This is a genomic window from Halomicronema hongdechloris C2206 (assembly GCF_002075285.3).
Lineage (GTDB): Bacteria > Cyanobacteriota > Cyanobacteriia > Phormidesmidales > Phormidesmidaceae > Halomicronema_B > Halomicronema_B hongdechloris.
Genome location: NZ_CP021983.2, coordinates 2,371,055 through 2,397,855, shown reverse-complemented (window position 1 = coordinate 2,397,855; position 26,801 = coordinate 2,371,055). Strand labels below are relative to the sequence as shown.

The following is a 26,801-nucleotide window of genomic DNA, read 5'->3' as shown; positions in this document are numbered from 1 at the left end:
TTAAACCGTGTGTTAGTCCAGACGAGCAGTATGCCCAAGAAAAGCTGTCGGCTCTGACGCTGAACTTGAGAACTGATTTGAGCTGGGGCGATAGCAGCAACAATGGGTAGTTGCTATCCCAAACCGTGCTTACAGGAATATACGGCTTTAATGTACCAAACCTCTGGGACTGATCAGGTTCGGTTCTCTGCCTGTTAGGGCTGGTCAAAACCGGCCCTAAGGTTCGATTGACGATTCTGATCGAGACCCAATGTCCTACGGCGTCCAGGAGCCACTAAGGCAAGAAGCGGTCCAGGGCGGCCTTAAGTTCCTCAATCTCGTCCTCGATGTTGCCTTCGGCAGCCGCCCGGCCAATACATTCACTCAGGTGCTCATCCAAAATCACCCGGGCTACCCGATCCAAGGCTCCCCGTACGGCGGCAATTTGCACCAGCACATCAGGGCAGGGGCGACTCTCCTGCACCATCGTTTTGATCCCACGAATATGGCCTTCGATCCGGGCTAGACGATTAATGATGCGCCGCAAGGACTCGGGATCGTGAACGTGGGGATGGATATGCCGCTCGCTGTGCTGACTAGGGAGTGGAGTTAGCGGTAATGCCTCGCTATGGCTGTGATTGTGCCCCTGGGATACTGACCCGCTGGGACCAGAAGACGTAGGCTGCTGATTAACCATGAATTGGATGGGACGACACTGATAATGACACCTTACTGTGACCGGGAGGGATCGGCCACAAACCCTGATAATTCCGCGATTTCATCGAGAGACCGTACCCCTGGATAAAGCTCTCCATTAATCTCCCAAGTGGGATAGCCCTGAACTCCCTTTTGCTGGCAGAGTTGGGGCTGAGCATTCTCTCCTTTTGAGTCGCATTCTACGTAGGGAATTTGGTCGCTAGCCTGATCAAACATTTCTTTTTGATCGGCGCAGTGGGGGCACCAGTAGGCTCCGTACATGACGTCTCCTTCTACCTGCAGGTGTTGGGCTAGCCGGGATTCAAACGACATGATAGCCTCACCCTGAGGACCAGATTGGCGTTGACAGCTGCCGGCTAGACCAGCAACAACGGCGATAGGGACCAGCCATGCTGGTAATTTAAGGGACATGGTCATAGGACAGTGAGCGATGAACTGTGTTCGGGAAACACGCCACAGGAGACTGGCAATCCCGCTGCAGCAGCCTTATAAATCGTGACACAATCAATTACGAATAGCAGGTTACGACTAGCAGGGTAACGCCGATAGGAGCACCCCGCTAACTGCCCTATTCTCACCTCCACTGGCATGAGGACGACACCTATGGCTTTGCCCTATTTTTCCCTTAACATCCTAAAGCGGTGGCTCTTGGTGGCGCTGGGGGCGCTCCTGCTGGGTAGCCTGGTTTGGATGCCTACTGCCCCGGCCCAAGCCGCTGCCACCACGGCGGACGAAAGTTTTGTGGCTACTGCCATTCGCCGGGTTGGACCAGCGGTGGTCCGCATCGATACCGAGAAAACCATTACCCGTGATGTGCCGGATCCCCTCTTTGATGACCCCTTCTTTCGGGGATTTTTCGGACCGGATGCCTTCCCGCGCATGCCCCAAGAAGAACGACTACGGGGTCAGGGATCTGGGTTCATCATTGATGACGAGGGTAATGTCTTAACCAATGCCCATGTGGTGAATGGGGCAGATCGAGTCACCGTGACCCTGAAGGATGGTCGCCGCTTCGAGGGCACCGTGGAAGGCACCGACGAGTTAACAGACTTGGCCGTGGTCCGAATTGACGCCGGCCAAGATCCGCTGCCAGTAGCTCCTCTGGGGGATTCCGACCAGGTAGAGGTGGGAGATTGGGCCATTGCTGTCGGGAATCCTCTGGGCCTTGATAACACCGTTACCTTGGGCATTGTTAGCACCCTGAAGCGCTCCAGTGCGTCGGTGGGAATTCCGGGCAAGCGATTGGAGTTTATCCAGACCGATGCGGCCATTAACCCAGGCAATTCTGGCGGACCACTCCTGAACCAAGCCGGTGAGGTGATGGGTATCAACACGGCTATTCGGGCAGATGCCATGGGCATCGGCTTCGCCATCCCTATCAATAAGGCTAAGGAGATTTCGCAACGCTTAGCCCAAGGGGAAACCATTGCCCATCCCTACCTAGGGGTACAAATTGCCACCTTGACACCGGATCTGGCTAGGCGCAGTAATGCCGATCCCAATGCTGGGTTCATGCTGCCTGAGGTCAATGGGGTGCTTATCGTTCAGGTCATGGCCAATACCCCGGCAGCGACCGCCGGTTTGCGGCGAGGGGATGTGATTGTCGAGGTTGATGGTGAACCGGTAACTGCGGCCGATGAATTGCAGCAGCGGGTAGAAAATAGCCGTGTGGGACAGGCGCTACAGGTGGGTGTCCGTCGGGGTCAGCAGAGTCAGCGCTTTACCGTGCGCACGGCCGAACTGCAGGACTAATCTTTAGGAGTCCTGGGGGGCTATAGTTGTCATGGACGAATCTGATTATGCAAAGCCAAACCTACGATAGCGATAAGCGTAAGTTGTTGAATGCCTTGAGCCATGGGTCGATTTTCTTCAGTGCCTTGGTGCTGACGGCAGGGATTCCGATTGCCATTTGGTTTATCTCTGAGGATCCCGTCGTCAAGGACAACGCTCGAGAAGCCCTTAACTTTCATCTCAATGTCTGGGTCTATGGCATTATTTTTGGCATCTTGACCTGGATTTTAGTGGGATATCTGCTGTTGGGGGCGTTGTTCTTAGCTCAGATTGGGTTGCCGGTCTGGGCAATTATTTCCAGCTTGCGAGACCCGGACAATGTTTATCGCTACCCCTTGATCTTTCGAGTGCTGTAGTCGCCGGGACGAATTATCCTGATGGGACGTGATCTGGCTTGAAATCTGAAGTGACCAGGGATGCTCTGCACCTGTTGACGGTCATGGCCATCCCGTCTACATCAGGGATCAAAAACGGTGAAACAGCGGAGCTGGCTTGATTTTACAGAGTATGTCTTGCTGCTAGGCTCAGGGGCCGGGGCAATCACGTCGGTGGCCCTGCAAAATGTCTTTTATGCCTCGGCTCCGCTGACCCTATTGGTGGCTGTCGGGCTCTTTAATCGTCGCCGCTTCCAGCACCATGCGGAGCAGACAGAGGAGGCATTGACGGCCCTGAAGCAGGAGCAAATCGGCCAGTGGCAAAACCTGCAGGGGCAGCTATGGGCGCTGCCTACGGCGGAGTCACTGACTCAGTTTCAACGCTCGATCCGGGAGCGCAGCGATCGCAACTTCGTGCGACTGTGTCGAGATTTAGAGTCTCTGCGTCTGCATCTCTATGAGCATTTAGACACCCTGAAGGAGCCTGATCTGAGCCAACTGTACCAAGACATGGGCCAGTTGCAGGATCAGTACACCTACCTCTGTTCGTCGGTCAATACCCTCAACCATCAGATACAGCGCTTTGCCACCACTACTCGTATGGAGGCCGCCGAGGCTGACATTGCTCAGTTGAAGACAGAGGCGATGCGAATGGGGGTGAATTGGGACACTCTGGGTAGGGAAACCCGCACCACGCTGACGCAGCTACGGGAGGCGGTACAACATCTAGAACGGCAGATGCGGCAGATCCCCCAGACACCAGACGCTCCGATGATGCGGCAAGAGTTGCAGGAGTTGACCCGGGCTGTGGCGGATCGGGTGCCACGACGACAGGCGGCCGATCTGTTTAAGCGCTTGGAGGAGTTAGCCAGGCAGTATGAAGGGCTGCGGCAGCGTTTGGATTGGCTACAGGTTGCCCCAACAGCCGTGCCTGAGTCGACTATGGTGGCGGAGCAGGTAAAAAATACCACTGCGGCTGAGTTAACGGCGCTACAGCAGCGGCTCGACAGCTTAGAAAGCCAATGGCCTCAAGTAGCCCAGTTATCTAACCGGCTTGATCTCACCGAGCTGAATATGGTTGCCGTGGAGCGACAGTTGCAGCAATCTCTAGGAGGTATCGATCCGACAGGCCATGGCGGCTCTCCCTGGATTGTGGAATTTGCCACCGCGGCTGAGGAGCTGACCTCAACGATGGCTGGCCGCCGGGTTTTGGAACAGGCCCTGAGCCAGACCCAGCAACGGTTATTGGTCATCTGTCCCTGGTCTCGGGCTGAGGATGTGGATGAGTCTTTGGTGCAGCGGTTTCAACATGTGCTCAATCGCGCTTGCACCTTAGAGATTGGCTGGTGCCATCCCAGGGACCGCCAACAGGGATATTTATTGCGCAGTATTAGTCAGCGCTGGGGCATTGAGTCGGGGCGACTGAAATTGCTGAAAACGGTACTGAATCGTTTGCTGCCGTTGAAACAAGCCTATCCTGAACGGTTTAAGTTTAAGGTGTTGGGCACCCAAGAAGGTTTTCTGGTCTGCGATCGCACCTTTGCCATCCTGGGGCTACAGCCTTTGCAGACCCAGAGCACTGCCGTGGCCACGGTCGACCTGAAGCTACGCACCAGCGATCCAGTGGTAATTGATCGGCTGATTCAGCGATTCGAAACCCCCACCATCGACCCCCAGGATGCCACTGCTTACTTCAACCGGGGCACCACCCGTTATGACCTGCGGGATGTGGCCGGTGCGATCGCAGATCTCAGCCAAGTCCTGCAACTGATGCCGGGAGATGCCATTGCCTACAACGATCGAGGTGTGGCCCACTGGGAACAGGGCCAGCCCCAGGCTGCTATGGCCGACTTTAACCAGGCCCTACGCCACCATCCCACCCTCGTCACTAGCCGTTGTAACCGAGGCTGGCTACGGCTGGAACAGGGGCAATACACCACCGCCATAGACGACTTTACCGTCGCCATAGACCAAGCTCCCGATACTGCCCTGGCCTACTTTTACCGGGGCAGTGCCCTGCAAAAGCTAGATGACCTGGCAGCAGCGCTGCCCGATTTCAGCACTGCCATCGCCTTAGCGACAGACAACCCCTGGCCCTACTGCTATCGCGGTGCTATCTACCAACGCCAAGGGCAGTATGACCAAGCCATCGCCGATCTAGAACAGGCTAACTATTGGCTGGCGCAACAAGGCGATGACACTACCCGTCAGGCTCTGAAGCATACCCTAGCCTACCTGCGTCAGGCCCGTCACATCACCTCTTCCTGCGCCTAGGCTACGCCGATTCAGAAGCGCCTCGGGTTGACCCCAAATATCGAGTCAGATACGGAGAAAACACCTCATAGATCAGGGTCAGCGGCGTGCCATGGTGCCAAAACAGATAATGGCGTCCCCAAAATGGCCCCGATTCGCCAAACGCTCGCGCTAGGGCTGTAGAGTGGCCATAGTATATCCCTTGAATATCTCGATATAATTCGGTGCGCAGCCGGGTCAAATTAGCCCAGATGGGTAGGGAACGATTCTGCAAGTACTCATCCACATGGCTGGCTTCCCACCAAGAGGCCGCATAGGCCAACCGCTGTCCCGAAGCTGTCCGCAGCCAAACTTGCCGTCGCAACCGCGGCCCTGGCACCACCCGAATGATGTCAGGGGCATTGTCCAGATCCATGCCGATCAACGACATATCAATCACATCGACCTCGGTGCGTTCCCGGGTCAGCAGATGGAGGTGCCGAGTAGGGGAGCCATCGCCGAGTAGTAACATCTGCCAGGCCGGAGACAGCTGATCATGGGGCAGCCCGCGCTGTACAACAGGTTCTCCGCCCTGCCAGAGGGGGGACAGAGAATGCCAGGCTTGGGATAGGGTAGTGTTCTCCTCAGACTGAAAAGCCGAAGTCAAAGTTTTTACAAAAGTTCATCCTTAATCCCATGATAAACCACGGCTCGGGATCAGTATTTGTACGATTCAGATGCCACAGTTATGGCGAAAGGCAGAAGGCAGAAGGCAGAAGGCAGAAGGCAGAAGGCAGAAGGCAGAAGGCAGAAGGCAGAAGGCAGAAGGCAGAAGGCAGAAGGCAGAAGGCAGAAGGCAGAAGGCAGAAGGCTTGCTACGCAAAGAATTCACTGATCTGGCATGTCCTAACCTGACTGGCTACAGCTTTAAATCTTCGAAAACAACGTTCACGCAGGACCATCATTTTTGCGATCGCGGCACTGGGAGGGATATCTCCTTCCTGAGGGTTAGTCAGCCCTGTCCTGGTGCCACCAACCTCTCAAAGCTTGCACCGCCTTGATTTCATCCTCCCTAGCCTGCTCCAGAAATCGATATAACCAGCCCTTCGGTACCTCAGGAAAAGTTGGGCTTGCGTCCACCTCGACATAAACCCCTTCCTGGAGCCGATAGATCCGCCAGACTTTACCGTTGAATCGCCAAAACTCTGGAATCTCCAAACTGGCGTAGAACTGGTTCTTGGCAACATCCGTGTGGGTGATATCGACTTCGACCACTAGGTCTGGGGGTGGATCTCGGCTCAGGTCCACATTTCGCCCCTTCACCAACGGTTGATTTTGAATGTAGTAAGCGTTATCTGGTTCTGCCCCTTTGCTCAGGTGGGGAAAGTTCATGGTGGTAGACCCCATCGTTTTCAGCCGCAGGTCCATGAGTTCCACCAGCGTTAGAATGAACCGTTCAATCAACCGCCCCACAAACTCATGATCTTCTAGCGGTACAGTGATCTGCAAAATGCCATCATCGAAGGTCAAACGAGACCCGCGGGACTGGGGCAGCGCATCTAGAATCTGCAAATAGTCCTCCCAGGACAAGCCGCGCAGCAGGACCCGTTGCTCACCGATGGGCTGAATATCAGACGTGGGTTCTGGAGCTGCAACTGCCATCCAAGCACCTCTGATCAAAGAGATGGATCTAAAGTATAAGGTCACAAGGCTTAAGGCAAACCCTAGTCGCTGCACCTGCTGGTGCTATTGGCTCCTCGGAATCACAGTAATCTGGCTGGTGCGGGACTTAGAAATGGGGTGCGATCGCACCCAAGGCCTGACCCACCTCGAGGCTGCGGGACTCGTACCTGAGCCAGCCCGACAGCTTGCCTTTAGTTAAGAGAAGATTAACAGATCAGAAAGTCAGCGTTAAGCTGGGGATCAGACTGCGATTGCTTCTCGATAAGCTGGCATACTTCTGAGCTCGATGGAGGCATCACCGATGGATCACTCAATGCACAACTTCCTATATCCCCATGCCCCCTATCGTGGCCCGGTGAAGCCAGAGCAGTTGGTCTTTAATGCCAATCTGCAAGAATTTGCGCAGCAAGTAAGCTACATCAGCAATCTGAATACCAATGGCAAGCTGACATTAGATGAAGCCTTTGAGCGCATCGACCACCTCTGGAACGAACTCAAGCATAGTAAGGTGCAATTGCAAATTTCTGGCTTTGGAGATAGTCAATGAAGGTCGGCGATTTGGTTCGCCTGAAGCAACCCTTTCGCCCCACAATCACCAGTCCTGAGACCTTCTACTTCGGCAAAGTAGCCGGCATTATTGCTACAGAGTCTGACCCTGAAGTGCTGGTATATCTCTGCAATTCAGACGGTTCTGAGATTTATGTCGATGAACTGGGGTATCAAGCCATCTATAGCTTCCGTCTAGACGAAGTTGAATGCTGATGGGTATCCACTGCCCAACCAGATGATCACAAGGCACGCCATCACCTCGGTACGGCGATGGTCGAGAGTAGGTCCGCCACAATCTGACCTCCCTGATGACCACCGCTAGGGATCAGGCGATGGGCTAGGACGTAGGGCGCCAAGAATTTAATATCATCTGGCAAAGCATAGTCCCGGTCCTCTAAGAACGCCAAGGCTTGTACCGCTCGGTAGAAGGCCACGCTGCCCCGAGGGCTAACGCCCAGCGTCACCTGCTCATGGGTACGGGTCAGGCGCACCAGTTCTAGCAGATACTGTTGCAGAGAGGTTTCAATCCGCACTTGAGTACACTGGCGCTGCAGAACCTGCACCTCCTCCGGAGTAATGCAGGGCGTCAAGGCCTCTGGGGCAATCATATGCTGCAGTCGTTGCAGCATTTCTAACTCCTCCGTATGGGACGGATACCCCAGGCTAAAAGACAGGGTGAATCGGTCCATCTGGGCCTCTGGCAGCGGAAAAGTCCCCTGATACTCCACCGGGTTCTGAGTGGCAATCACGAAGAAGGGCTCTTGCACCGGTCTGGAGATGCCATCGATGGTCACCTGCTGTTCTTCCATCACCTCCAGTAATGCCGACTGGGTGCGGGGAGTGGCCCGGTTAATTTCATCGGCCAGCAGCACGTTGGCAAAGACGGGGCCAGCCATGAACTGAAACTCGCCGCTGCTGGGGTTCCAGATATTGGTGCCGGTGATATCTGTGGGCAGTAGATCGGGGGTGCATTGCAGTCGTTGGAACTTGCCGTCGATGCAACGAGCCAATGACTTGGCCAATAGGGTTTTGCCCACCCCAGGGACGTCTTCTAGGAGAGCATGGCCCCCTGAAAATAAGGCCACCAAGACCAACCGGATGGCCCGTTGCTTGCCCACGATGGTCTTATCAAGATTTTGGAGTAACTGATCGATTCGCTCGCGCATGCCCTGACTCTCTTCAGATAGGCATATCATGACCTGATTCAGGGACAATTGCCTACCATGAGAGCTGCTGTGGCCGCTTCACAGTCGGCCTGAATCTGGGCTTTGAGATGATCTAAGGACTCAAATTTGTGCTCTGGCCGGATGAAACTGTTGAGGTAGACGGTGAGGGTGCGGTTGTAGAGGTCGCCTTGCCACTTTAACAAATGTACCTCAATGGTACGGCTGACCCCATTCACCGTGGGGCGATAACCGATGTTCATCACCCCTGGCCACCCCGTCTCTAAATCATCCTGTGCTCCATAGACTTGGACGCTGTAGACGCCACAGCGGGGCACAAACTTATCTGGAGATAGGTGTAAATTGGCGGTGGGAAACCCCAGTTGATGGCCCAGGCGCTGACCATAGACCACTCGACCGCTGAGCTGATAAGGGCGTCCCAACAGATGTTCGGCTTCGTCGAGCTGCCCTGACTCCAGGGCCTGGCGAATGCGGGAGCTGCTGATGCGCCCCTGACCCCTGCGCTCCAGAGGCACGACGGTGACTGCGATGCCATGGTGGCGGGCCAGGCGCTGGAGATAGTCCACATCTCCTCGCCGTTGATGCCCGAAGCGAAAGTCTTCCCCCACACTGATGTGTTGAGCCTGCAGCCGATGGATCAAAATATCATCTACGAAGGATTGGGGACTGAGCTGGGCCAACTCTTGGTTGAAGGGCAAGAGCACTAGTTGCTCGATCCCCAGGCTTTGCAGCTGTAGGGCCTTTTCATCTAACGGCGTCAGCAGGGACCGGGGCAAGCCGGAGAAGAATTCTTGAGGATGGGGATAGAAAGTTAGGACGGTAGCCAAGGATTGGCTGGTGGCAGTGGTGTCTAGCTCGGCAGGCTGGCTAGGGACGAGGGCTGTTGGTGATGGGAAGAGAAGCCCCTGGCGATCGCTATAACCCTGTACAGACAGGCCGAGGGAGGAGCTACCGCTACCCGCATCCATGCCTTGACGGGACAGTGGCGATGTGGCCAGCCGCTGGCGCTGCTCCAAGACCGGTTGGATCACCTGCTGGTGGCCCCGATGCACACCATCAAAGTTCCCCAACGCAATCAGGGTTGGGGTCTTAGCCGTGGAGAGAGAAGACGTTAACCACACGCTTTACATTTTGACACATTTTCGTGCTCTCCCGGAAAAAGGTTAGGGAGTGGTTGCTATCCTTCGCCAGCTTAGGCCGGATTGCAGACCAGTCTAGCGTCGGGGTCAAGGGCATTTAAAACCATGCCTTCCTTGGCCACAATGCTATTGGGAAAGGCTTTGTCGGTATTAGCGACGGTGTTATCCATGAAGGCATCGTCATGGATAGGGTCATGGTGGAAAATCACCAGGGTTTTGACGTTGGCTTCCTTGGCCACTTTCACGGCTTCTTGCCAAGTGGAATGCCCCCAGCCCACTTTACTGGTTTTGGGATGGTTGTATTCTTCGTCGGTGTAGGTAGCATCGTAGATGGCAATGTCGGCATCGCGGGCTAACCACAGGACGTTTTCGTCGAGGCGGTCGGGGAAATGCTCGGTATCAGTGATGTAGGCAACACTATGGTGATTCCAGGTGACCCGATAGCCGATGGCTTCACCGGGATGATTCAGCAGGGAGTTTTCTACGGTGATGTCGCCCAGGCGAACTATCTCGCCGATGTCGATGTCGCGGAACTTGAGATCGGCCCCCATGACCTGTAGCGGCACTGGAAAGTTGGGGTGCAGCATCTGATCGTTGAGCCGCTGTTCAATGGTGGAGCCATTGGGTGCGATCGCACCGTAGATATCGAATCGATTACCGGGCACGAAGGCGGGCACAAAGAAGGGAAATCCCTGGATATGATCCCAGTGGGAGTGGGTAAAAAACATGGTGGCTTCCAGGGGCATTTCTGGCAACAAGGCCAGTCCCAAGGCCCGCAGCCCGGTGCCCCCATCGAAGATCAACCGCTGTCCTGCCACCAACATTTCCACACAGGACGTATTGCCGCCATAGCGAACCGTCTGGGGCCCAGGGCAAGCAATGCTACCCCGAACTCCCCAGAAACGAACGAGAAACTGATTAGCGTGGTCAGCCATGGGCAATCCTGTGTCGGATGAAGTCGAGGTACGGATCATCGAGATGGGTACCTAAACCAGAAACACATCGGATTCGATCGTGCTCCCTATGTGACCGCTTATGCCTGAGGATAAACGCGGTACACATTCATCTTAATGAAGATCTGGTTAGCATCGCCTGAGGTTACGTGGTCCAAGCATAGCCCCATCCTATTCCCCCGGGCTCAATCTTTACAAAGCCTAGGTCAATGTCATGATTCGTTATCAAATCAGGTGACATCCTAGGAGGCAGTAACGAGGCACCCCATGTCAGCAGGTCCTACAACAGGAGCCTCTTGTCATCACGGTCTATGGCAGACAGCTTAGCTCATCCACCCCTGCAATTGCTGCAGTCCGACCAACGATGTCAGATTGTAATGCAGCGGTGTCACAGTGATGCACTGGTCTTGAATGACGTCGACATCCACCGGAAGGGCGGTTAAGGTCCTGCTAATTTCGGGGGGGTAGGCCTCTGCCAGGGGCTTGTCATGAGTCTCTTCTAGCACTTCACCGGCCAGCCAGTAGTAGGTCTTGCCGCGGGGATCCACTCGCTTTTCAAAGAGATCGACGTAGCGTCGGATCCCCTGGCGGGTAATCTGCACCCCTTTGATCTTGGCCTCGCTGATGGCTGGCACATTCACATTGAGAAGAAGGGGCGTGGTCAAGGGAGTCTGCCCCAGGCGCTTCAGTAGGTGTTGGGCAAAGTTGGCGGCGGGTTGAAAATCCTGGCAGCTAAAACTAGCCAAACTGAAGGCAATGGCTGGAATCCCTTCGATGATGCCCTCCATGGCGGCGGACACGGTGCCGGAGTAGAGCACATCGGTGCCCAGGTTAGGGCCATGGTTGATACCAGCTAGGACGATATCGGGAGGATGGTCCAGAATTGCCCCTAGGCCCAGTTTGACGCAGTCGGCTGGGGTACCCGAGCAGGCCCAGGCGTCTACACGGCTGTGGAAGACCGACTCTACCTGGTCGGCTCGAATCGGCTTGTGCAGGGTGAGGCCGTGGCCAGTGGCCGAGCGCTCCCGGTCAGGACACACTACGGTGACCTGGTGGTTGGCGGCAGCTAAGGTGTTGGCTAAGGTGCGAATGCCCTGGGCAAAAATGCCGTCGTCATTGCTGATCAGAATGTTCATAGGGCGTGCAGGTGACCCGGGACTGGTCACTCTTGATGGTCTCTATTTAAACGCGGCCATGGACCCAATACACTAAACTAATAACTCGGCCCAGTGCTAAGGTAACCGCTGCTCCCATGACCTCACAGCTGACAGATCTAGAAACTCAACTGACTGCCCTGGAGGCGACCGCTGCCGATGCGATCGCAACCACGACGACCCTGGATGAGCTGAATCAGCTGCGGGTATCCTATCTGGGCAAGAAAGGGCAACTCTCCAAAATCCTAGGTGGCATGGGCAAACTGCCCGCCGCCGAACGTCCTCGCATCGGGGCCCTGGCCAACACAGTCAAAGAGACCCTGCAGCGCCACCTAGAAGCGCGCAAGGCTGCCCTAGAAGCGGCTCAGATTGACGCCCAGCTAGAGGCTGAAACCATCGATGTATCTATGCCAGGGGTTTTCATTCCCCAAGGTCGGGTGCATCCCATCAATGGCATCATCGATCGCATTACCGAGATCTTTATAGGCCTGGGCTATACCGTCGCCGAAGGTCCCGAAGTCGAAACCGATTACTACAACTTCGAGGCCCTGAACTTCCTGCCCGACCACCCCGCTCGGGACATGCAGGACACCCTCTACTTAGACAACGGCGATCTGATGCGCACCCACACCTCCAACATTCAGATCCGCTACATGGAAGACCACGCCCCCCCCATGCGGGTGCTGGCCACGGGGCGATGTTACCGGCGTGATACGGTCGATGCTACCCACGCCGCCGTCTTTCACCAAATCGAGTTTTTCGCCGTCGATCGGGGCATCACCTTCTCGGACCTCAAAGGCACCATCAAGGTCTTCATCGAAGCCCTCTATGGCGACATTCCCATCCGCTTTCGTCCCAGCTTCTTCCCCTTCACCGAACCCTCAGCCGAGGTGGATGTGAAATGGCAGGGCAAATGGCTGGAAGTGCTGGGTTGTGGCATGATTGACCCCAATGTGCTCGAAGCCGTCGGCTACGATCCGGAAGTGTACAGTGGCTTCGCTGCTGGGCTCGGGGTCGAGCGCCTGGCCATGGTCCAGCACCAGATCGACGACATTCGTCGCCTCTACGCCAGCGATCTGCGATTCTTGCGGCAGTTTTAAGTGAACCCAGAGCCTGGTTGACTGACAAAAGATCTGCATTGGGCGCGGTTTCCGCGCCCTTACCAGATTTCGGATGCTATAGGGGGCAGGTTCCCTGACCCTTTGGATAGTCTTTCGAGAATCTATGCATTTCAAGAATCTATGCACAAGTTTTGTCAGTCAACGAGCAATTATAGACTCACTGACTTGATCTTACTGAGCTGAAACCCTACGCAGGCAGGTTTTCTTCTGTATAGGCAGGGCGTCATAGGCGCAGATTCTAGCCAACAGCCGAGAATTTTTGCCAGTCAACCGAAACTGACCTAGATAAAAAATAGGATAGATCGTAGACAATCAGAGAAAAAGTAGGGTGATTTTATTATTACGCTAATCAGGCTCAAATTCTGTCTCGCTTAAAAAATAGAAATATAGTAGCACTTCCATCAAGATTAACTTTGGTGTCAGGCAATTGAATTGTCAGCAAAAAGGAGTATATTGAAATTGAGGTTGAGAAACCTCCCTGGCAGATAAAACAGCCACCAAAGCCAACTGTAAACACAAGCAAAAGAGGTAAACGAGCTGTTTCATTTCATCTGTCTCGCTCAAAACACAACAGCATCCGAACTTGGATCTGATACTTCCTATACTGAATAACTGGGAGTTAATGGCCTCGCTGCTTCAAGATTGAAGTTTGCTGGATCGCCAACTCCATATAGGATCAGGAAACGTGAGGAAGTCCCTTGGAGTAAGCATCGGGTGCTGTTGTCGCTTTAAATTGCCTCACCTGAGTGCCCATCGCGAGACAGACAGGTCATGGCCATCATTGCGCTAAAAGCTTGGTATATCGATGCCTACGAGCCGGTTCAAGAGTTGGAGCGGCGCCCCCATGATCTGCGTCTGAGCAAGAATAGCCTGCTGAAATCAGGGCTGCGAGCCGACTTCCTGGAAGATAGTGATGAGGTTCGGCAGGCGCAGTGGTTTCAGCGCTATTTGGCGGGAGAGACAGTAGAGTTCTACATTGAGGGCAGTGGTGGCTATGCCATCTCCAATATCGATCTGATCAGCCATGAGATCTATTTCACCAAGCAAGATGTCATGGCCCATCTGGATCCCACCATCTTTCTCTGTTATCAGGATGACTATCCGGCGTCGGCAGAGATGTTGCGGGCGATGCTGCAGGACCTGATCAAGCGGCTCAATCGCCGTTCCCGCATTCCGCTGACCCTGGAAGAGTCCCATCGCCTCAGTGAGGGGCCAGCCCGCTTAAGCAGTGCCTTAGTGCGCAAGATTCGCCGCTGTTTGTTGTTCATTGCCGACGGCACCGCCATTACCCAAGTGCCGGGAACGCCGCCGCAGCTGATTCCCAGTCCTAAGGTCTGTGTGGAGATGGGCTATGCCCTGCAGTGCAAGCGAACGGAGCAGGTCTTGTTGACCCAACTGGAGCGTAGCGACTTGCCGGGCCACTTTCCCTTTGACCTGCCCAGTCAAAACCGGCTGACATTTAAAAATCAGGCCGATCTGAAGCGGCAGTTACCTGGGTTGGTGGAGAATCACTTGGGGCGCTTTAAGCTTTGGACAAGCTAGTATTATCCCACCACTTCATCTTTGGGCCTTGTGGCAGGGTATGTCGAGCAGCAGTGCTAGACCCCGATAAGACCGCACTTAACCGCACTTAATTGTGTAGCTCGGGGTGCTCACCCGGGGGAATGTCGCTTCCCCCGGACCCCTACGACCAGGGCGTGCCGCCGCCCTGGACCTGCGGAAGGGCTGGTCGATCAGTGGCGCTAGATCGCGTCGCATCAGCAGGGATGCGAGGGACTTTTTCCTGTTCCCTGTCCTGTCCCCTTAAACCTTGCACCCTTTACCCGCTACTCGCCTACCCGCCTACCCATCTACCCATCCACCCTTCGACAAGCTCAGGGCAAGCCCATCCACCCATCTGCCTTCTGTCTCTGCCTGTCGCTATAGCGGGCAAACTGGTGCCACAGTCTACTAGGGACAGCCTTACCAGATGCGATCGCAAGGGGCAGATTTACACAGAATACTGTTTCCAGCAAAAGCCCGACGTAGAATAAACCCGGTTGCTCTCAGCCCTGGTTAAGGTGAGCGGTTTAGAGTTGGGGGCAGCCGGTTATTGTGGTCTGCGATTCGATGTTGTAAGCCCTACCGTTTGCCTCCAGAGGTGCCATGTTAGATACTCCCGATCTCTTGCGGCTGTTGCATCCGATGTTGGCGGTGGTGGTCGTGCTACCGCTGGTGGGGATTGCCACCTATTTTGCTACCCAGACTCGGCAACGGCGGCTGCAGCTGGCCGATAAGGACAAGACGAAAATTCCGCCGGTTGTCGGTCAGGAACACGTCAAAATCGGCCGCTGGCTAGCCGGGGCAGTGGTGGGATTGGCTTTGTTAGGGCTGGCCCATCCGATTTTCAAAAACATCATCCAGAATCAGGTCTGGGCGGAGCAGCCATTTCAGGTGGTGTTTATTGGGCTCATGTTTGGGTTGACGATTGCGGTGCTGGCGTTGCTATACCGCGCCCGCAGTCGGGTTTGGCGAGCCATATTTGCCATTTTGACGGGCATGGGATTGGTGATCTTAGGCAGCCAAGACGGCGTGTTCCGCCGCACCTATGAGTGGTACGTCTCTCACTATTACTTCGGCATGGCGGCGGCGCTGCTGATGATTTTTTCCCTGGCCATTTTGCCAGATATCTATCGTTCGCTGACCTGGCGCCGCACCCATGTGGTGTTGAATACAGTAGCGGTGCTGCTATTCATCAGCCAAGGAATCACCGGTACCCGCGATTTGCTGGAGATTCCGCTGCACTGGCAAGAACCTTATATCTTTCAATGTGATTTTGCCAATCAGACTTGTCCTGACTAAGGCCTGGTCCCCTCACGCTAGGATGCTAGTCAGTAAGGCGTTGGGCATGGCATGGTAGGCGCTGCGAGCAAGGCATTTAAGCATCCTATTTGGCGGTATCTGGGGTGGATGGGACTCCTGGTACTGGTGCTAACGGTGGTGAGCGATATTGTGGCGGAGGGGCTCTGGTTTCAGGATCTCAACTATCTCAGTGTGTTCTGGCTGCGACTACAGGCTCAAGCAGGGCTGGCGTTGGTGGCTTTTGGGGTGAGCCTGGGGTTCATTTGGGGCAACATCAGCTGGGCCAAAGGCCACGCAGACGCGTCGCCTGCATCGTCGCCGGTGCTGGGGTTGCGATCGCTATTGGCCTTAGGGCTAGGGTTGGGGCTGCTGATCGGGATTCAACTGCTGTATCACGGCCATGTGGCCGCTAGCCACTGGCAGCCCAGCACCACCCTCTACACCGGAACGCCACCGCTACCGCTGTGGGCAAAACCAACCTCGGCCTTGGAGGTGCTGCAGTTACTGCTGGTGCAACCCTGGCAAATCATTGCCCTGGTGGTGGGTGCGATCGCACTGGTCATCTATCCCCAAGGGCTAACCCTAGTCGCCGCCCTACTGATGAGTTTGGGCTTTGGAGCAGTGCTCTCGGAGCAGTGGACTCGAGTGTTGCCGGCCCTGAATCCAGTCTCCTTTGACCAGTCAGATCCCCTATTTCAGCAGGACATCAGCGCTATATTTTCTATCTGCCTCTGTGGGAGGTGCTAAATTTTTGGCTGCTGGGGATGTGTTTCTTCACCGTAGCCGCCGTACTCCTGGTCTATCTACTGCCTAGCAATACCCTGAGCCAGGGCCAGTTCTTCGGCTTTACCCTAGCCCAAAAACGCCATCTCTATGCTCTCGCCAGTGCCTTGCTGCTCTGCACCAGCCTCAACCACTGGTTAGCCCGCTATCAGCTGCTGTTCTCGAGTGAAAGCGTCGTCTATGGCGCCAGCTACACCGATGTCCATGTCAGTTTGCCCGTCAACACAGCCCTGGCAGCCATCGCCTTAATACTGGGCTTGGGACTACTGTGGCGGTCGCTGTTCTGGGGCGTCAGCCTGCGGGGCTTGGTAGTGTGGCTGCAGCTAATCGGCCAGGGCAAAGGGGATCATCTCCCCGCTATTCCTCACCTGCCGATGACATCCCATCCCATTCTCTGGGGAGTCGTGGGGTATTTGCTCCTGGCGCTGATCGGCACCCTGATGCTGCCGCCTCTGGTGCAACGCCTGGTGGTTCAGCCCAATGAGCTAGAGCGAGAGACTCCCTATATCGAACGGTCCATCGCCCTGACCCGGGATGCCTTCGACCTGGTTGATATTGATGTCGAACCCTTTGCCCCCAGTGGGTCGCTGTCCTCCGCCGACCTAGAGCGCAATCATCTCACCCTAGACAATGTGCGCCTGTGGGATACGCGGCCCCTGCTAGAGAGCAACCGCCAACTCCAGGAGATTCGCCTCTACTACGAGTTTCGGGATGCCGATGTGGATCGCTATCGCCTGCTGAACGCGGACGGGACCATCGATCGGCGCCAGGTGTTGATCTCGGCCCGGGAGCTCAACTACGCCCAGGTGCCCGATATCGCTAAGACCTGGGTGAACGAGCATTTAGTCTATACCCATGGCTATGGCTTCACCATCAGCCCGGTCAACACTGCCAACCCGGACGGCTTACCGGCCTATTTCATCAAAGGCATTGATCACGACGCCAGCAGTGACACCGTTCGCTACAGCATTCCGGTGGGGGATCCCCAGATTTATTTTGGCGAACTCACCGACACCTATGTCATGACCGACACCGAGGTGCTGGAGCTGGATTACCCCGGTGGGGCTGACAATGTCTATACTCGCTACCGAGGGCAGGCTGGTATTGCCATCGGTCGCTACTGGCAACGGCTGCTATTTGCTAAGCACCTGGGGGATTGGCGCATGCTCTTCACGGAGGATTTCACCCCCCAGACCCAATTGCTCTATCGCCGCAGCATTACCGACCGGGTGATGGCTTTGGCCCCCTTCCTGCGCTTTGATGAGGATCCCTATCTGGCGGTGGCTGACATCGGCAATACGTCGCTGACTTGGGGCACGGATACCTCTGCCCCTGCCTCAGCGACCGCCGGCAAACACACTCTGTTCTGGATCCTCGATGCTTATACCACCAGTGATCGCTATCCCTACTCCGATCCGGGTGGCAATGATTTCAACTACATTCGCAACTCCGTCAAAGTCATAGTCGATGCCTATCATGGCACCGTCGGTTTCTTTGTTGCCGATCCCGAGGATCCGATCATTCGCACCTGGAGTCGGCTCTTGCCCGGGATGTTTCATCCCCTGGCCGATATTCCCCCGACCTTGCGATCGCACCTGCGCTATCCCCAAGATCTCTTCCAGGTGCAGGCAGATCAGCTGATGACCTACCACATGACCGATCCGCAGGTATTCTATAACCGCGAAGATCAGTGGCGGGCTCCCAATGAGATCTACGCCGATGAGGCGCAACGGGTCGAGCCCTACTATCTGATTATGAAATTGCCCCAGGAAGACACCGAAGAATTTATTTTGCTGCGCCTTTTCACCCCAGCAGAGCGCAATAACCTGGTGGCCTGGTTAGCGGCCCGTTCTGACGGCGATCGCTACGGACGTCGCTTGCTCTATCGCTTTCCTAAACAAGAGTTGGTGTTCGGGCCTGAGCAGATCGAAGCCCGCATCAACCAAGATCCGGCGATCTCGCAACGGATCTCCCTATGGAATACCCAAGGCTCTCGGGCCCAGCAAGGGAATTTGCTGGTGATTCCCATCGAACAGTCGCTGTTGTACGTGGAACCCCTCTATCTGGTCGCCGAACAAACCCCACTTCCTTCCCTGGCTCGGGTCATCGTTGTTCACCAAAATCGCATCGCCATGGCAGAAACCCTCGATGATAGCCTGACGGCTATTTTTGAGTCAGACCCAGAACGGGCTCCTGCCATTCTGCGAGACCTGGATGACACCGCCCCCGCGTTAGAAGGGCTCTTCTCCCCCGGCGACAGCCTCACGGTCCCTGAAACCGCCCCTGATCCTGCCGACAGCAGCGAATTGCCGCCATCTGATTGACCGAAACAGGCCTCGGCACGACGTCTCAATTCATCCCCCCCTTAGCTAGGGGGCATCTCCTGAGGTCAGGGGGTTTCGCGCTAGAGTGAACAACAGTCATGGAATGGATAGGGGTATGGTGGCGAAGACAGCCATTGGCAATCGCATCAAGCAACTGCACCGGGGGCTGCGGCGACTGTTGGCCTTGCTGTTAGCCAGCCTGATGATGCTGAGCAATGGCGGCTGTAGCCTGGAGCAATTCGAGAAACCGGGGGTTAGTAATGTGGAGCCACTGGTATTTAGCACCCTCAGTGATCCCAAGACCTTTAACCCGGTGCTGAATCAGGAGTATCCCAATGTGTTTCTCTACACCTATGAGGGACTAACGGGCCAAGATGGCACCACTGGCGAGATCATTCCCAAGCAGGCCGAGAGTTGGGACATGTCTGAGGATGGCAAGACCATCGTGTTTACCCTGCGCCCCAATCTGAAGTGGTCCGATGGGGAACCCTTGACCGCCGCCGATGTGGTGTTTACCTATAACGAGGTCGTCTTCAATGAAGAGATTCCCACCAGTAACCGGGATGTAATGCGTATCGGTGAAGCGGGGCTATTGCCAGAGGTGGTGCAATTGGATGAGCGCCGCATCCAGTTCAACTTGCCAGAACCCTTCGCCCCGCTGCTGCGCACTACTAGTATGGAAATTTTGCCAGCCCATATCCTCAGGCCCACCCTGGAAGAACGCGATGCCGATGGCAATCTGCGGTTTTTATCTACCTGGGGCACCGATACCCCTCCAGCTCAGGTGGTCTCCAATGGCCCTTATCGGATTAAGGCCTACTATCCGGCGGAACGGGTGGTGTTCGAGCGCAACCCCTACTACTGGCAGCAGGATGACCAGGGGCGCCAGCAGCCTTATATCCAGGAGCTGATCTGGCAGGTGGTGGAATCTTCCGATACCCAGGTGCTGCAGTTCCGCTCCGGTGGGTTGGATCTGATTAGTGTTGCCCCCGACTTCTTCGCCCTGCTGAAACGGGAGGAGGAGCGAGGCAACTTTACTATCTACAATGGCGGGCCGGCTCTGGGCACTAATTTCCTCTGTTTCAACCTGAATCAGGGGACTCGCAATGGGGAACCGCTGGTGGACCCGGTGCGATCGCAATGGTTTAATACCCTAGAGTTTCGCCAGGCGGTATCCTACGCCATCGATCGCCAGGCCATGATCAACAACATTTTTCAGGGCCTAGGGGAAGTGCAAACCTCTCCCATCTCAGTGCAGAGTCCCTATTACGCTCCTCCGGAGGCAGGCATTCCCACTTACGACTACAACCTAGATAAGGCCAAATCCTTGCTGGCTCAGGCCGGCTTCCAGACCAATGCTCGCGGCGAGTTAGAAGACAGCGATGGCAACCGGGTTAACTTTACCCTGATTACCAATGCTGGCAATAAGATTCGCGAGTCTATCGCCGCCCAGATCAAACAAGATCTCGACAAACTTGGCATAGAGGTAAACTTGCAGCCCATCGCCTTTAATACATTGGTCAGCAAACTCAGCGATAGCCTCGATTGGGAAGCCCATGTGCTAGGACTAACTGGTGGCTTAGAGCCTAATAATGGCGCCAATGTCTGGCTGTTAAACGGCTCTCTACATGTCTTTAACCAGCAAGCACTCTCCGGTCAACAACCCATCGCAGGCTGGCAGGCTAAGGACTGGGAAGCCAAGATCGCCCAGCTATATATCCAAGCGGCCCAGGAGCCAAATGAGGCTAAGCGCCAAGCCATCTATCGCGAGACCCAGCGCCTGACCCAAACCCATCTGCCCTTCATTTACTTGATCAACCCCCTGTCCCTGGGGGCAGTGCGCAATACGATTGACGGCATTCGCTACAGTGCCATCGGCGGTGCCCTGTGGAACCTAGAAGCGCTCACCATCGAAGACTAAAGCCCTTGGGGGAGTGGCTCAGACCAAGACATTACCGCTTGAGTCAGCATGCAGGAGCCAGAAGCCAGGAGCTCGGCGAGACGTGAATGCTGACTTCTCACTCTGGGCGCTTTGCCGAGTCAGACCTAGTGAGGGAGCTGACAATGGAGCTGGCAATTTAATTTTATACCTTGAAAGTAAATTAATATTTTGATACAAATTTGAGAGTAATTTAGTGTCAAATCTGTGAATTTTGTTTACAAACTCTCGGATTGTTTATGTAAAATTGTGTCGCCTATCGGCTCAATTCCTTGCCTGGCAAGGTTTTTCTGATAGAACGTCTGATAGATCGGTTGATTATAGCTGATTATAGCCCTTCTAAAAGCCTCATTTATTACCTCAAATTGTCGCATTTGTAAATACCCGAAATCTTCTGATTTAAATGGTGAAACATTCAGAGTATCCCATTACCCCGCTAGGCATTTTCCTGGGTTCCTAGCCTAGGTAATCCAGTCTCCCTTTTAAGAGAGTTCCAAGGTAGGCCTATTCAAAGGTCCGGCAGTTTCTTAACTAGTGCTGCCAGTCGGTCAAAACGCGGAATTTAAGGTCCAACGCATAATTGATAAGGAGTTATTGAATGTTCACTCACGTCAAGCCCACTGTGCGACATATTGCTCCAGATACCCTTGGGGAGCGATGCTTGGTCAAGGTGGTCTATGTCGTGTTAGAGCCTCAGTATCAGAGCGCCCTCTCCGCAGCCGTACGCTCTATCAACAGCGACAATCCTCGCTTGGCCGTTGAGGTCAGTGGCTATTTGATCGAAGAGTTACGCGATCCGGAGAACTATGTCGCCTTCCAGAGAGACGTTGCCGAGGCCAATGTCTTCATCGGCTCTCTGATCTTTATCGAAGACCTGGCCGAAAAGGTAGTCGAGGCGGTACAGCCCCATCGCGATCGTCTAGATGTGGCCGTGGTATTCCCTTCCATGCCCCAGGTGATGCGGCTGAACAAACTGGGTAGCTTCTCCATGGCCCAGCTAGGGCAATCCAAGAGCGCCATCGGCCAGTTCATGAAGAAGCGCCGGCAACAGAACGGTAGCAGCTTTGAAGATGCCATGTTAAAGCTGCTGCGGACGCTGCCCAAGGTGCTGAAGTATCTGCCGGTGGAAAAGGCCCAGGATGCCCGTAATTTCATGCTCAGCTTCCAGTACTGGTTAGGCGGATCTGCGGAGAACCTGGAGAACTTTCTACTGATGCTGGCGGATCGCTACATCCTCAAGTCTGATCCCAATAGTCCGCAAGGATCGCGACCGCTGGAGTATAAAGATCCCACCACCTATCCCGACGTCGGCATCTGGCACCCGCTGGCGACCACCATGTTTGAGGATATCAAGGAGTACCTCAACTGGTACAACTCCCGTCGTGATATCTCTGATGACCTCAAAGATCCTATGGCTCCCTGCATCGGTTTGGTGCTGCAGCGCACCCACCTGGTCACCGGAGATGACGCCCACTATGTGGCCATGGTGCAAGAGCTAGAGTATATGGGAGCCCGGGTGATCCCGGTGTTTTCGGGGGGGCTAGACTTTTCGCGGCCGGTAGAAAACTACTTTTTCGACCCCATGAACCGGCCCCAACCGATTGTGGATGCGGTGGTGTCCTTGACCGGCTTTGCCCTGGTAGGGGGACCGGCTCGCCAAGATCATCCCAAGGCCATTGAGGCCCTGAAGCGGCTGAATCGCCCCTACATGGTGGCGTTGCCCTTGGTCTTCCAAACCACGGAGGAATGGGAAGACAGTGATCTGGGTCTACACCCGATTCAGGTGGCTCTGCAGATGGCGATTCCAGAACTAGATGGCGCCATTGAACCGATTGTGCTGTCGGGTCGCGATGGGGTCACCGGGCGGGCCATTTCTCTACAGGATCGGGTGGAAACCATTGCCCGACGGGCGATGAAGTGGGCCGGCCTGCGGCGCAAGCCCAAACTGGATAAGAAACTGGCCATTACGGTGTTCAGCTTTCCCCCCGATAAGGGCAATGTGGGGACGGCAGCCTATCTGGATGTGTTTGGCTCTATCTTCAAGGTACTGGAGGCCATGAAACAGAATGGCTATGACCTGCAGGATTTACCCGAGTCACCGGAAGCGCTGATGCAGGAGGTGATTCACGATGCCCAGGCCCAATATGCCAGCCCGGAGCTAAACGTGGCCTACCGCATGTCGGTGCCCGAGTATGAAGCCCTGACCCCCTATTCTAAGCGCCTAGAGGAAAATTGGGGGCCGCCGCCGGGGCATCTCAACACCGATGGACAGCACCTGTTGGTCTACGGTAAGTCCTTTGGCAACGTATTTATTGGCGTACAGCCCACCTTCGGCTACGAAGGGGATCCGATGCGGTTGCTCTTTTCCCGCTCGGCCAGTCCCCACCATGGCTTTGCTGCCTATTACACTTATCTGGAGCACCTCTGGGGAGCTGACGCGGTGCTGCACTTTGGCACCCATGGCTCTCTGGAGTTCATGCCGGGTAAGCAGATGGGCATGTCGGGACAATGTTATCCGGACAACCTGATCAGCACCATTCCCAATATCTACTACTATGCCGCCAACAATCCGTCCGAGGCCACCATTGCCAAACGGCGTAGCTATGCCGAGACCATCAGTTACCTAACACCGCCAGCTGAAAATGCAGGGCTGTACAAGGGGCTGAAGGAACTGAGTGATCTGATCGGGTCTTACCAAAGCCTTAAAGACGGTGGACGCGGGGTGCCTATCGTCAATGCCGTGATTGAGACGGCGCGGCAATGTAACTTGGATAAGGACATTATGGAGCTGGCGATAGAACCGGACCAGGAGCTGGATGCTGCCGCCATGACTGCCGAGGAGCGGGATACCCTGGTGGGCAAGATCTATATTCGGCTGATGGAGATCGAATCGCGCCTGCTGCCTTGTGGCTTGCATGTGATTGGGAAACCCCCCAGTGCCGAAGAAGCGATCGCAACCTTGGTTAACATTGCCGGCTTAGATCGCAGCGAAGAGGACTTTAAGAGCCTGCAGCGGCTCATTGCCGAGAGCATCGGCCGCGACATCGACGAGATTTACGGCAACAGCGACAAGGGGATCCTGGCCGACGTGCAGTTGCTCTACGATATCAATGCTGGGGTGCGGGCGGCGGTCAGTGCCTTGGTGCAGGAGCAGGTGGACGCCGAGGGCCGGGTCTCTCAGGTATCGCGCTTGAACTTCTTCAACCTCGGTCGCCAGGAGCCCTGGCTCAAGGCCCTGAAGCAAGCCGGATTTGACAAGGTCGATGGAGAAGCCCTGAAGCCCTTAATGGAGTACCTGGAAACTTGCCTAGAGCAGGTCTGCGCCGACAACGAGTTGGGGGCCCTGCTGAAAGCTCTGGAAGGGGAATATGTGCTGCCAGGCCCCGGCGGCGACCCGATTCGCAACCCGGATGTGCTGCCCACGGGCAAAAATATCCATGCCCTCGATCCCCAGGCGATTCCCACTACGGCAGCCGTGCAGGCCGCCAAAACCGTAGTAGACCGATTGCTGGAGCGCCAGCGTCAGGAAAACGGGGGCCAATACCCGGAGACCATTGCCTCGGTGCTGTGGGGCACCGATAACATCAAGACCTACGGTGAATCCCTAGCCCAAATGCTCTGGTTCGTCGGGGTGAAGCCAGTGCCCGATGCCCTGGGGCGGGTCAACAAGCTGGAGTTGATTAGCCTAGAGGAGTTGGGTCGACCTCGCGTCGACATCGTGGTCAGCTGCTCTGGCGTCTTCCGCGATTTGTTCATCAATCAGATGGCTCTGTTGGACCGGGCCGTGAAGATGGCTGCCGAAGCCGACGAGCCCCCGGAGATGAACTTCGTGCGCAAGCATGCCCTAGAGCAAGCCGAGCAAATGGGAGTGTCAGTGCGGCAGGCGGCGACTCGCATCTTCTCCAATGCCTCTGGCTCCTATGCCTCCAATGTCAACTTGGCGGTGGAAAACAGCTCTTGGGAAGAGGAGTCGGAGTTGCAGGAGATGTACCTGAAGCGCAAGTCCTTTGCCTTTAACTCCGATAATCCCGGCATGATGGACCAATCTCGGGATATCTTCGAGAATGCCCTGAAGACGGCCGAGGTAACCTTCCAGAACCTGGATTCCTCAGAGATTTCCCTCACCGATGTGTCCCACTACTTCGACTCTGACCCTACCAAGGTGGTGAGTAGTCTGCGCGGGGATGGCAAGACACCGGCTGCCTATGTGGCCGATACCACCACCGCCAATGCCCAGGTGCGTACCCTGTCTGAAACCGTGCGGTTAGACGCTCGCACCAAACTGCTGAATCCCAAGTGGTACGAGGGTATGCTCTCCCACGGCTATGAAGGGGTGCGGGAACTGTCGAAGCGGTTAGTCAACACCATGGGCTGGTCGGCCACCGCCGGGGCCGTGGACAACTGGGTCTATGAGGACGCTAACAGCACCTTCATCAAGGATGAAGCCATGTGCCAGCGGCTGATGAACCTCAATCCCCATTCCTTCCGGCGTATGGTTAGCACTATGCTGGAGATCCACGGCCGCGGCTACTGGGACACCAGCGAGGACAACATCGAACGCCTGCAGGAACTCTATCAGCAGGTGGAAGACCGCATCGAAGGAGTAGAATAGCCCCGAGGGTCAAGGCAGCCATAGGCAGGCATCAGCCTTGTCGCCTTTCCTACCAGAAGCCGTTATCGCTACTGCCCGAGTGCTAGCTATCTAGCCGCCAGGAGTCATCGTTCTTGGCGGCTTTTGCCATGGCAATCCCCTTGCCAATCCATACTCGTTATGAGTATGATTTAGGAGACCCTGGATTGACTGTAGTCGTCTGAATAGCAGCACTGTCATTGTTGACCCACTGAGACTAGACATAGGAGAGCAATAGCTATGGTTGCCACACCCACTGAGCACAAGTCAGGCCAACGGTTTTACCCTACCCGCATCGATTTGCCTCAAGCGGTGCGATCACAAATCGTCGCCATCCTCAACCAGAGCCTGGCCGCCACCCTGGATCTGAAAACCCAGACCAAGCAGGCCCACTGGAACGTCAAGGGGCCAGAATTTTTCTCCCTGCATGAGCTGTTCGATGAGATCGCCGGGGAGTTAGAAGGTTATGTCGATATGGTGGCCGAGCGCGTCACCGCCCTCGGGGGCACTGCCCTCGGCACCGCCCGTATGGCCGTAGACGCCTCGATTTTGCCAGAGTATCCAATGGAGGCCATCGACGGCCAAGAGCATGTGGCCGCCTTGGCAGAGCGCTTCGCCATCTACGCCAAGCATGTGCGAGAGGCCATCGACCAAACCGATGAGCTCGGTGATGCCGACACCGCCGACCTCTACACCGAGATCTCCCGAACCATTGACATGCGCCTCTGGTTCCTGGAAGCCCATCTGGTGAAGCAGGCAGATCTGGCTTAGATGGGGGATGGGGTGATGGGGTGATGAGGTGATGGGGTGTTGGCGGAGCCTGCCCGCAGGGCTTAGGGGTGATGGGGTGATGGGGTGATTGAGTAATCCGAGTAACGAGTAACGAGTAATAAAGTCATTCCTTCACTCTTCACTTTTAACTCTTCACTTTTAACTCTTCACTTTTAACTCTTCACTTTTAACTCTTCACTTTTAACTCTCCCACTCTTCACTCTTCACTCCTCCCCACTCCCCACTCCCCACTCCCCACTCCCACTCCCTACTCCTGCTCCTTCGCTTGCTTACCTTAATGAAGCCTTCGATAAAATCAGTGCCGGCATAGCCACTGCGATGACCGTCAACAGGCTATTGCGGTCCTAGGTGCTGCCAATCAGCAGCACGACGCTGAGGCAACCAGCGACGGCCCCAACTCAACAAGCTCAACAACAGGTCGCTGGGGATCGAACCAGGTGCGTAAGGGCTGGGTGAGATGTTCGTCAGATTTTTTCTTCAGGCCGACAATGACTCGAATGCCCTGGCCTAGGGCTCCCAACAAGGCTCCTAGGAGTAGATAGGCCAGAATTTCATAGGCCCCCATGATAGTGTCCCCTGTGGCGAGAGATGAGGCGGGACTTTCGTCCCGCTCCTT

Annotated in this window: 22 protein-coding genes; 13 read left to right on the top strand and 9 right to left on the bottom strand. The window is 55.4% G+C overall.

Translation table 11 applies throughout. The features are described 5' to 3' along the window. Positions 1 to 274: 274 nt before the first annotated feature. Both XM38_RS10840 and XM38_RS10835 read right to left on the bottom strand, forming a co-directional pair. Positions 275 to 676 (bottom strand): metal-sensing transcriptional repressor, encoded by a 402-nt coding sequence (locus XM38_RS10840; protein WP_088429810.1) that lies wholly within the window; start codon positions 674 to 676, stop codon positions 275 to 277. Between the two features lie 32 nt (positions 677 to 708). Further along, positions 709 to 1,008 carry a glutaredoxin family protein gene (locus XM38_RS10835; protein WP_137455074.1) on the bottom strand — a complete coding sequence of 100 codons (300 nt, stop codon included), beginning with the start codon at positions 1,006 to 1,008 and terminating at the stop codon, positions 709 to 711. A 291-nt stretch (positions 1,009 to 1,299) separates the two neighbouring features. Here XM38_RS10835 and XM38_RS10830 point away from each other — a divergent pair, with 291 nt between their 5' ends. From XM38_RS10830 to XM38_RS10820, 3 genes are all read left to right on the top strand, one after another. Further along, positions 1,300 to 2,448, top strand: a complete 1,149-nt coding sequence (locus XM38_RS10830) for an HhoA/HhoB/HtrA family serine endopeptidase (protein ID WP_080806555.1) — start codon at positions 1,300 to 1,302, stop codon at positions 2,446 to 2,448. A gap of 47 nt (positions 2,449 to 2,495) precedes the next feature. Beyond that, positions 2,496 to 2,843, top strand: a complete 348-nt coding sequence (locus XM38_RS10825; RefSeq protein ID WP_080806553.1) for a DUF4870 domain-containing protein — start codon at positions 2,496 to 2,498, stop codon at positions 2,841 to 2,843. 117 nt (positions 2,844 to 2,960) lie between these two features. Next, positions 2,961 to 5,135, top strand: a complete 2,175-nt coding sequence (locus XM38_RS10820) for a tetratricopeptide repeat protein (protein WP_080806552.1) — start codon at positions 2,961 to 2,963, stop codon at positions 5,133 to 5,135. 1 nt (position 5,136) lies between these two features. Here the strand turns inward: XM38_RS10820 and XM38_RS10815 are convergent, their stop codons facing one another. Beyond that, positions 5,137 to 5,760 (bottom strand): chorismate lyase, encoded by a 624-nt coding sequence (locus tag XM38_RS10815; protein ID WP_080806550.1) that lies wholly within the window; start codon positions 5,758 to 5,760, stop codon positions 5,137 to 5,139. A gap of 341 nt (positions 5,761 to 6,101) precedes the next feature. Next, complete coding sequence (locus tag XM38_RS10805) at positions 6,102 to 6,755, bottom strand: Uma2 family endonuclease (protein WP_080806548.1); 654 nt, start codon at positions 6,753 to 6,755, stop codon at positions 6,102 to 6,104. Between the two features lie 322 nt (positions 6,756 to 7,077). Here XM38_RS10805 and XM38_RS10800 point away from each other — a divergent pair, with 322 nt between their 5' ends. Further along, positions 7,078 to 7,323 (top strand): DUF7219 family protein, encoded by a 246-nt coding sequence (locus XM38_RS10800; RefSeq protein WP_080806546.1) that lies wholly within the window; start codon positions 7,078 to 7,080, stop codon positions 7,321 to 7,323. Further along, on the top strand, positions 7,320 to 7,538 hold the full coding sequence (locus XM38_RS10795; protein WP_080806544.1) for a hypothetical protein: 219 nt from the start codon (positions 7,320 to 7,322) through the stop codon (positions 7,536 to 7,538). The genes XM38_RS10800 and XM38_RS10795 overlap by 4 nt, the downstream gene beginning before the upstream one ends. A 41-nt stretch (positions 7,539 to 7,579) precedes the next feature. Here the strand turns inward: XM38_RS10795 and XM38_RS10790 are convergent, their stop codons facing one another. From XM38_RS10790 to surE, 4 genes are all read right to left on the bottom strand, one after another. Then, positions 7,580 to 8,491 (bottom strand): AAA family ATPase, encoded by a 912-nt coding sequence (locus tag XM38_RS10790; protein WP_080806581.1) that lies wholly within the window; start codon positions 8,489 to 8,491, stop codon positions 7,580 to 7,582. Between the two features lie 38 nt (positions 8,492 to 8,529). Then, complete coding sequence (locus tag XM38_RS10785; RefSeq protein ID WP_088429806.1) at positions 8,530 to 9,630, bottom strand: bifunctional riboflavin kinase/FAD synthetase; 1,101 nt, start codon at positions 9,628 to 9,630, stop codon at positions 8,530 to 8,532. Positions 9,631 to 9,701: 71 nt separating this feature from the next. Continuing rightward, positions 9,702 to 10,583 carry an MBL fold metallo-hydrolase gene (locus XM38_RS10780; RefSeq protein ID WP_080806539.1) on the bottom strand — a complete coding sequence of 294 codons (882 nt, stop codon included), beginning with the start codon at positions 10,581 to 10,583 and terminating at the stop codon, positions 9,702 to 9,704. A 341-nt stretch (positions 10,584 to 10,924) separates the two neighbouring features. Further along, entirely contained in the window at positions 10,925 to 11,737 is an 813-nt protein-coding gene (gene surE / locus XM38_RS10775) for a 5'/3'-nucleotidase SurE (RefSeq protein WP_080806537.1), read from the bottom strand. 116 nt (positions 11,738 to 11,853) lie between these two features. On the opposite strand from surE, the gene pheS reads away from it, so the two are divergent. From pheS to dps, 8 genes are all read left to right on the top strand, one after another. After that, positions 11,854 to 12,855 carry a phenylalanine--tRNA ligase subunit alpha gene (gene pheS / locus XM38_RS10770; protein WP_080806536.1) on the top strand — a complete coding sequence of 334 codons (1,002 nt, stop codon included), beginning with the start codon at positions 11,854 to 11,856 and terminating at the stop codon, positions 12,853 to 12,855. Positions 12,856 to 13,647: 792 nt separating this feature from the next. Next, positions 13,648 to 14,418 (top strand): hypothetical protein, encoded by a 771-nt coding sequence (locus XM38_RS10765; RefSeq protein WP_080806534.1) that lies wholly within the window; start codon positions 13,648 to 13,650, stop codon positions 14,416 to 14,418. 603 nt (positions 14,419 to 15,021) lie between these two features. Next, positions 15,022 to 15,717 carry a DUF4079 domain-containing protein gene (locus XM38_RS10760; RefSeq protein WP_080806532.1) on the top strand — a complete coding sequence of 232 codons (696 nt, stop codon included), beginning with the start codon at positions 15,022 to 15,024 and terminating at the stop codon, positions 15,715 to 15,717. 51 nt (positions 15,718 to 15,768) lie between these two features. Then, on the top strand, positions 15,769 to 16,464 hold the full coding sequence (locus XM38_RS27660; protein ID WP_256995588.1) for a UPF0182 family protein: 696 nt from the start codon (positions 15,769 to 15,771) through the stop codon (positions 16,462 to 16,464). Further along, positions 16,458 to 18,824, top strand: coding sequence for a UPF0182 family protein (locus XM38_RS10755; RefSeq protein ID WP_256995587.1), 2,367 nt, complete (start codon positions 16,458 to 16,460; stop codon positions 18,822 to 18,824). Before XM38_RS27660 ends, XM38_RS10755 begins: the two co-directional genes overlap by 7 nt. Positions 18,825 to 18,939: 115 nt before the next feature. Beyond that, entirely contained in the window at positions 18,940 to 20,745 is a 1,806-nt protein-coding gene (locus XM38_RS10750; protein ID WP_187329366.1) for an ABC transporter substrate-binding protein, read from the top strand. Positions 20,746 to 21,361: 616 nt separating this feature from the next. Then, positions 21,362 to 25,375 carry a magnesium chelatase subunit H gene (locus XM38_RS10745; protein WP_080806530.1) on the top strand — a complete coding sequence of 1,338 codons (4,014 nt, stop codon included), beginning with the start codon at positions 21,362 to 21,364 and terminating at the stop codon, positions 25,373 to 25,375. Positions 25,376 to 25,633: 258 nt separating this feature from the next. Then, complete coding sequence (dps, locus tag XM38_RS10740) at positions 25,634 to 26,164, top strand: DNA starvation/stationary phase protection protein Dps (protein WP_080806529.1); 531 nt, start codon at positions 25,634 to 25,636, stop codon at positions 26,162 to 26,164. A 379-nt stretch (positions 26,165 to 26,543) separates the two neighbouring features. On the opposite strand, the gene XM38_RS10735 is transcribed toward dps, so the two are convergent. Further along, positions 26,544 to 26,750 (bottom strand): hypothetical protein, encoded by a 207-nt coding sequence (locus XM38_RS10735; RefSeq protein ID WP_080806527.1) that lies wholly within the window; start codon positions 26,748 to 26,750, stop codon positions 26,544 to 26,546. Positions 26,751 to 26,801 lie beyond the last annotated feature (51 nt).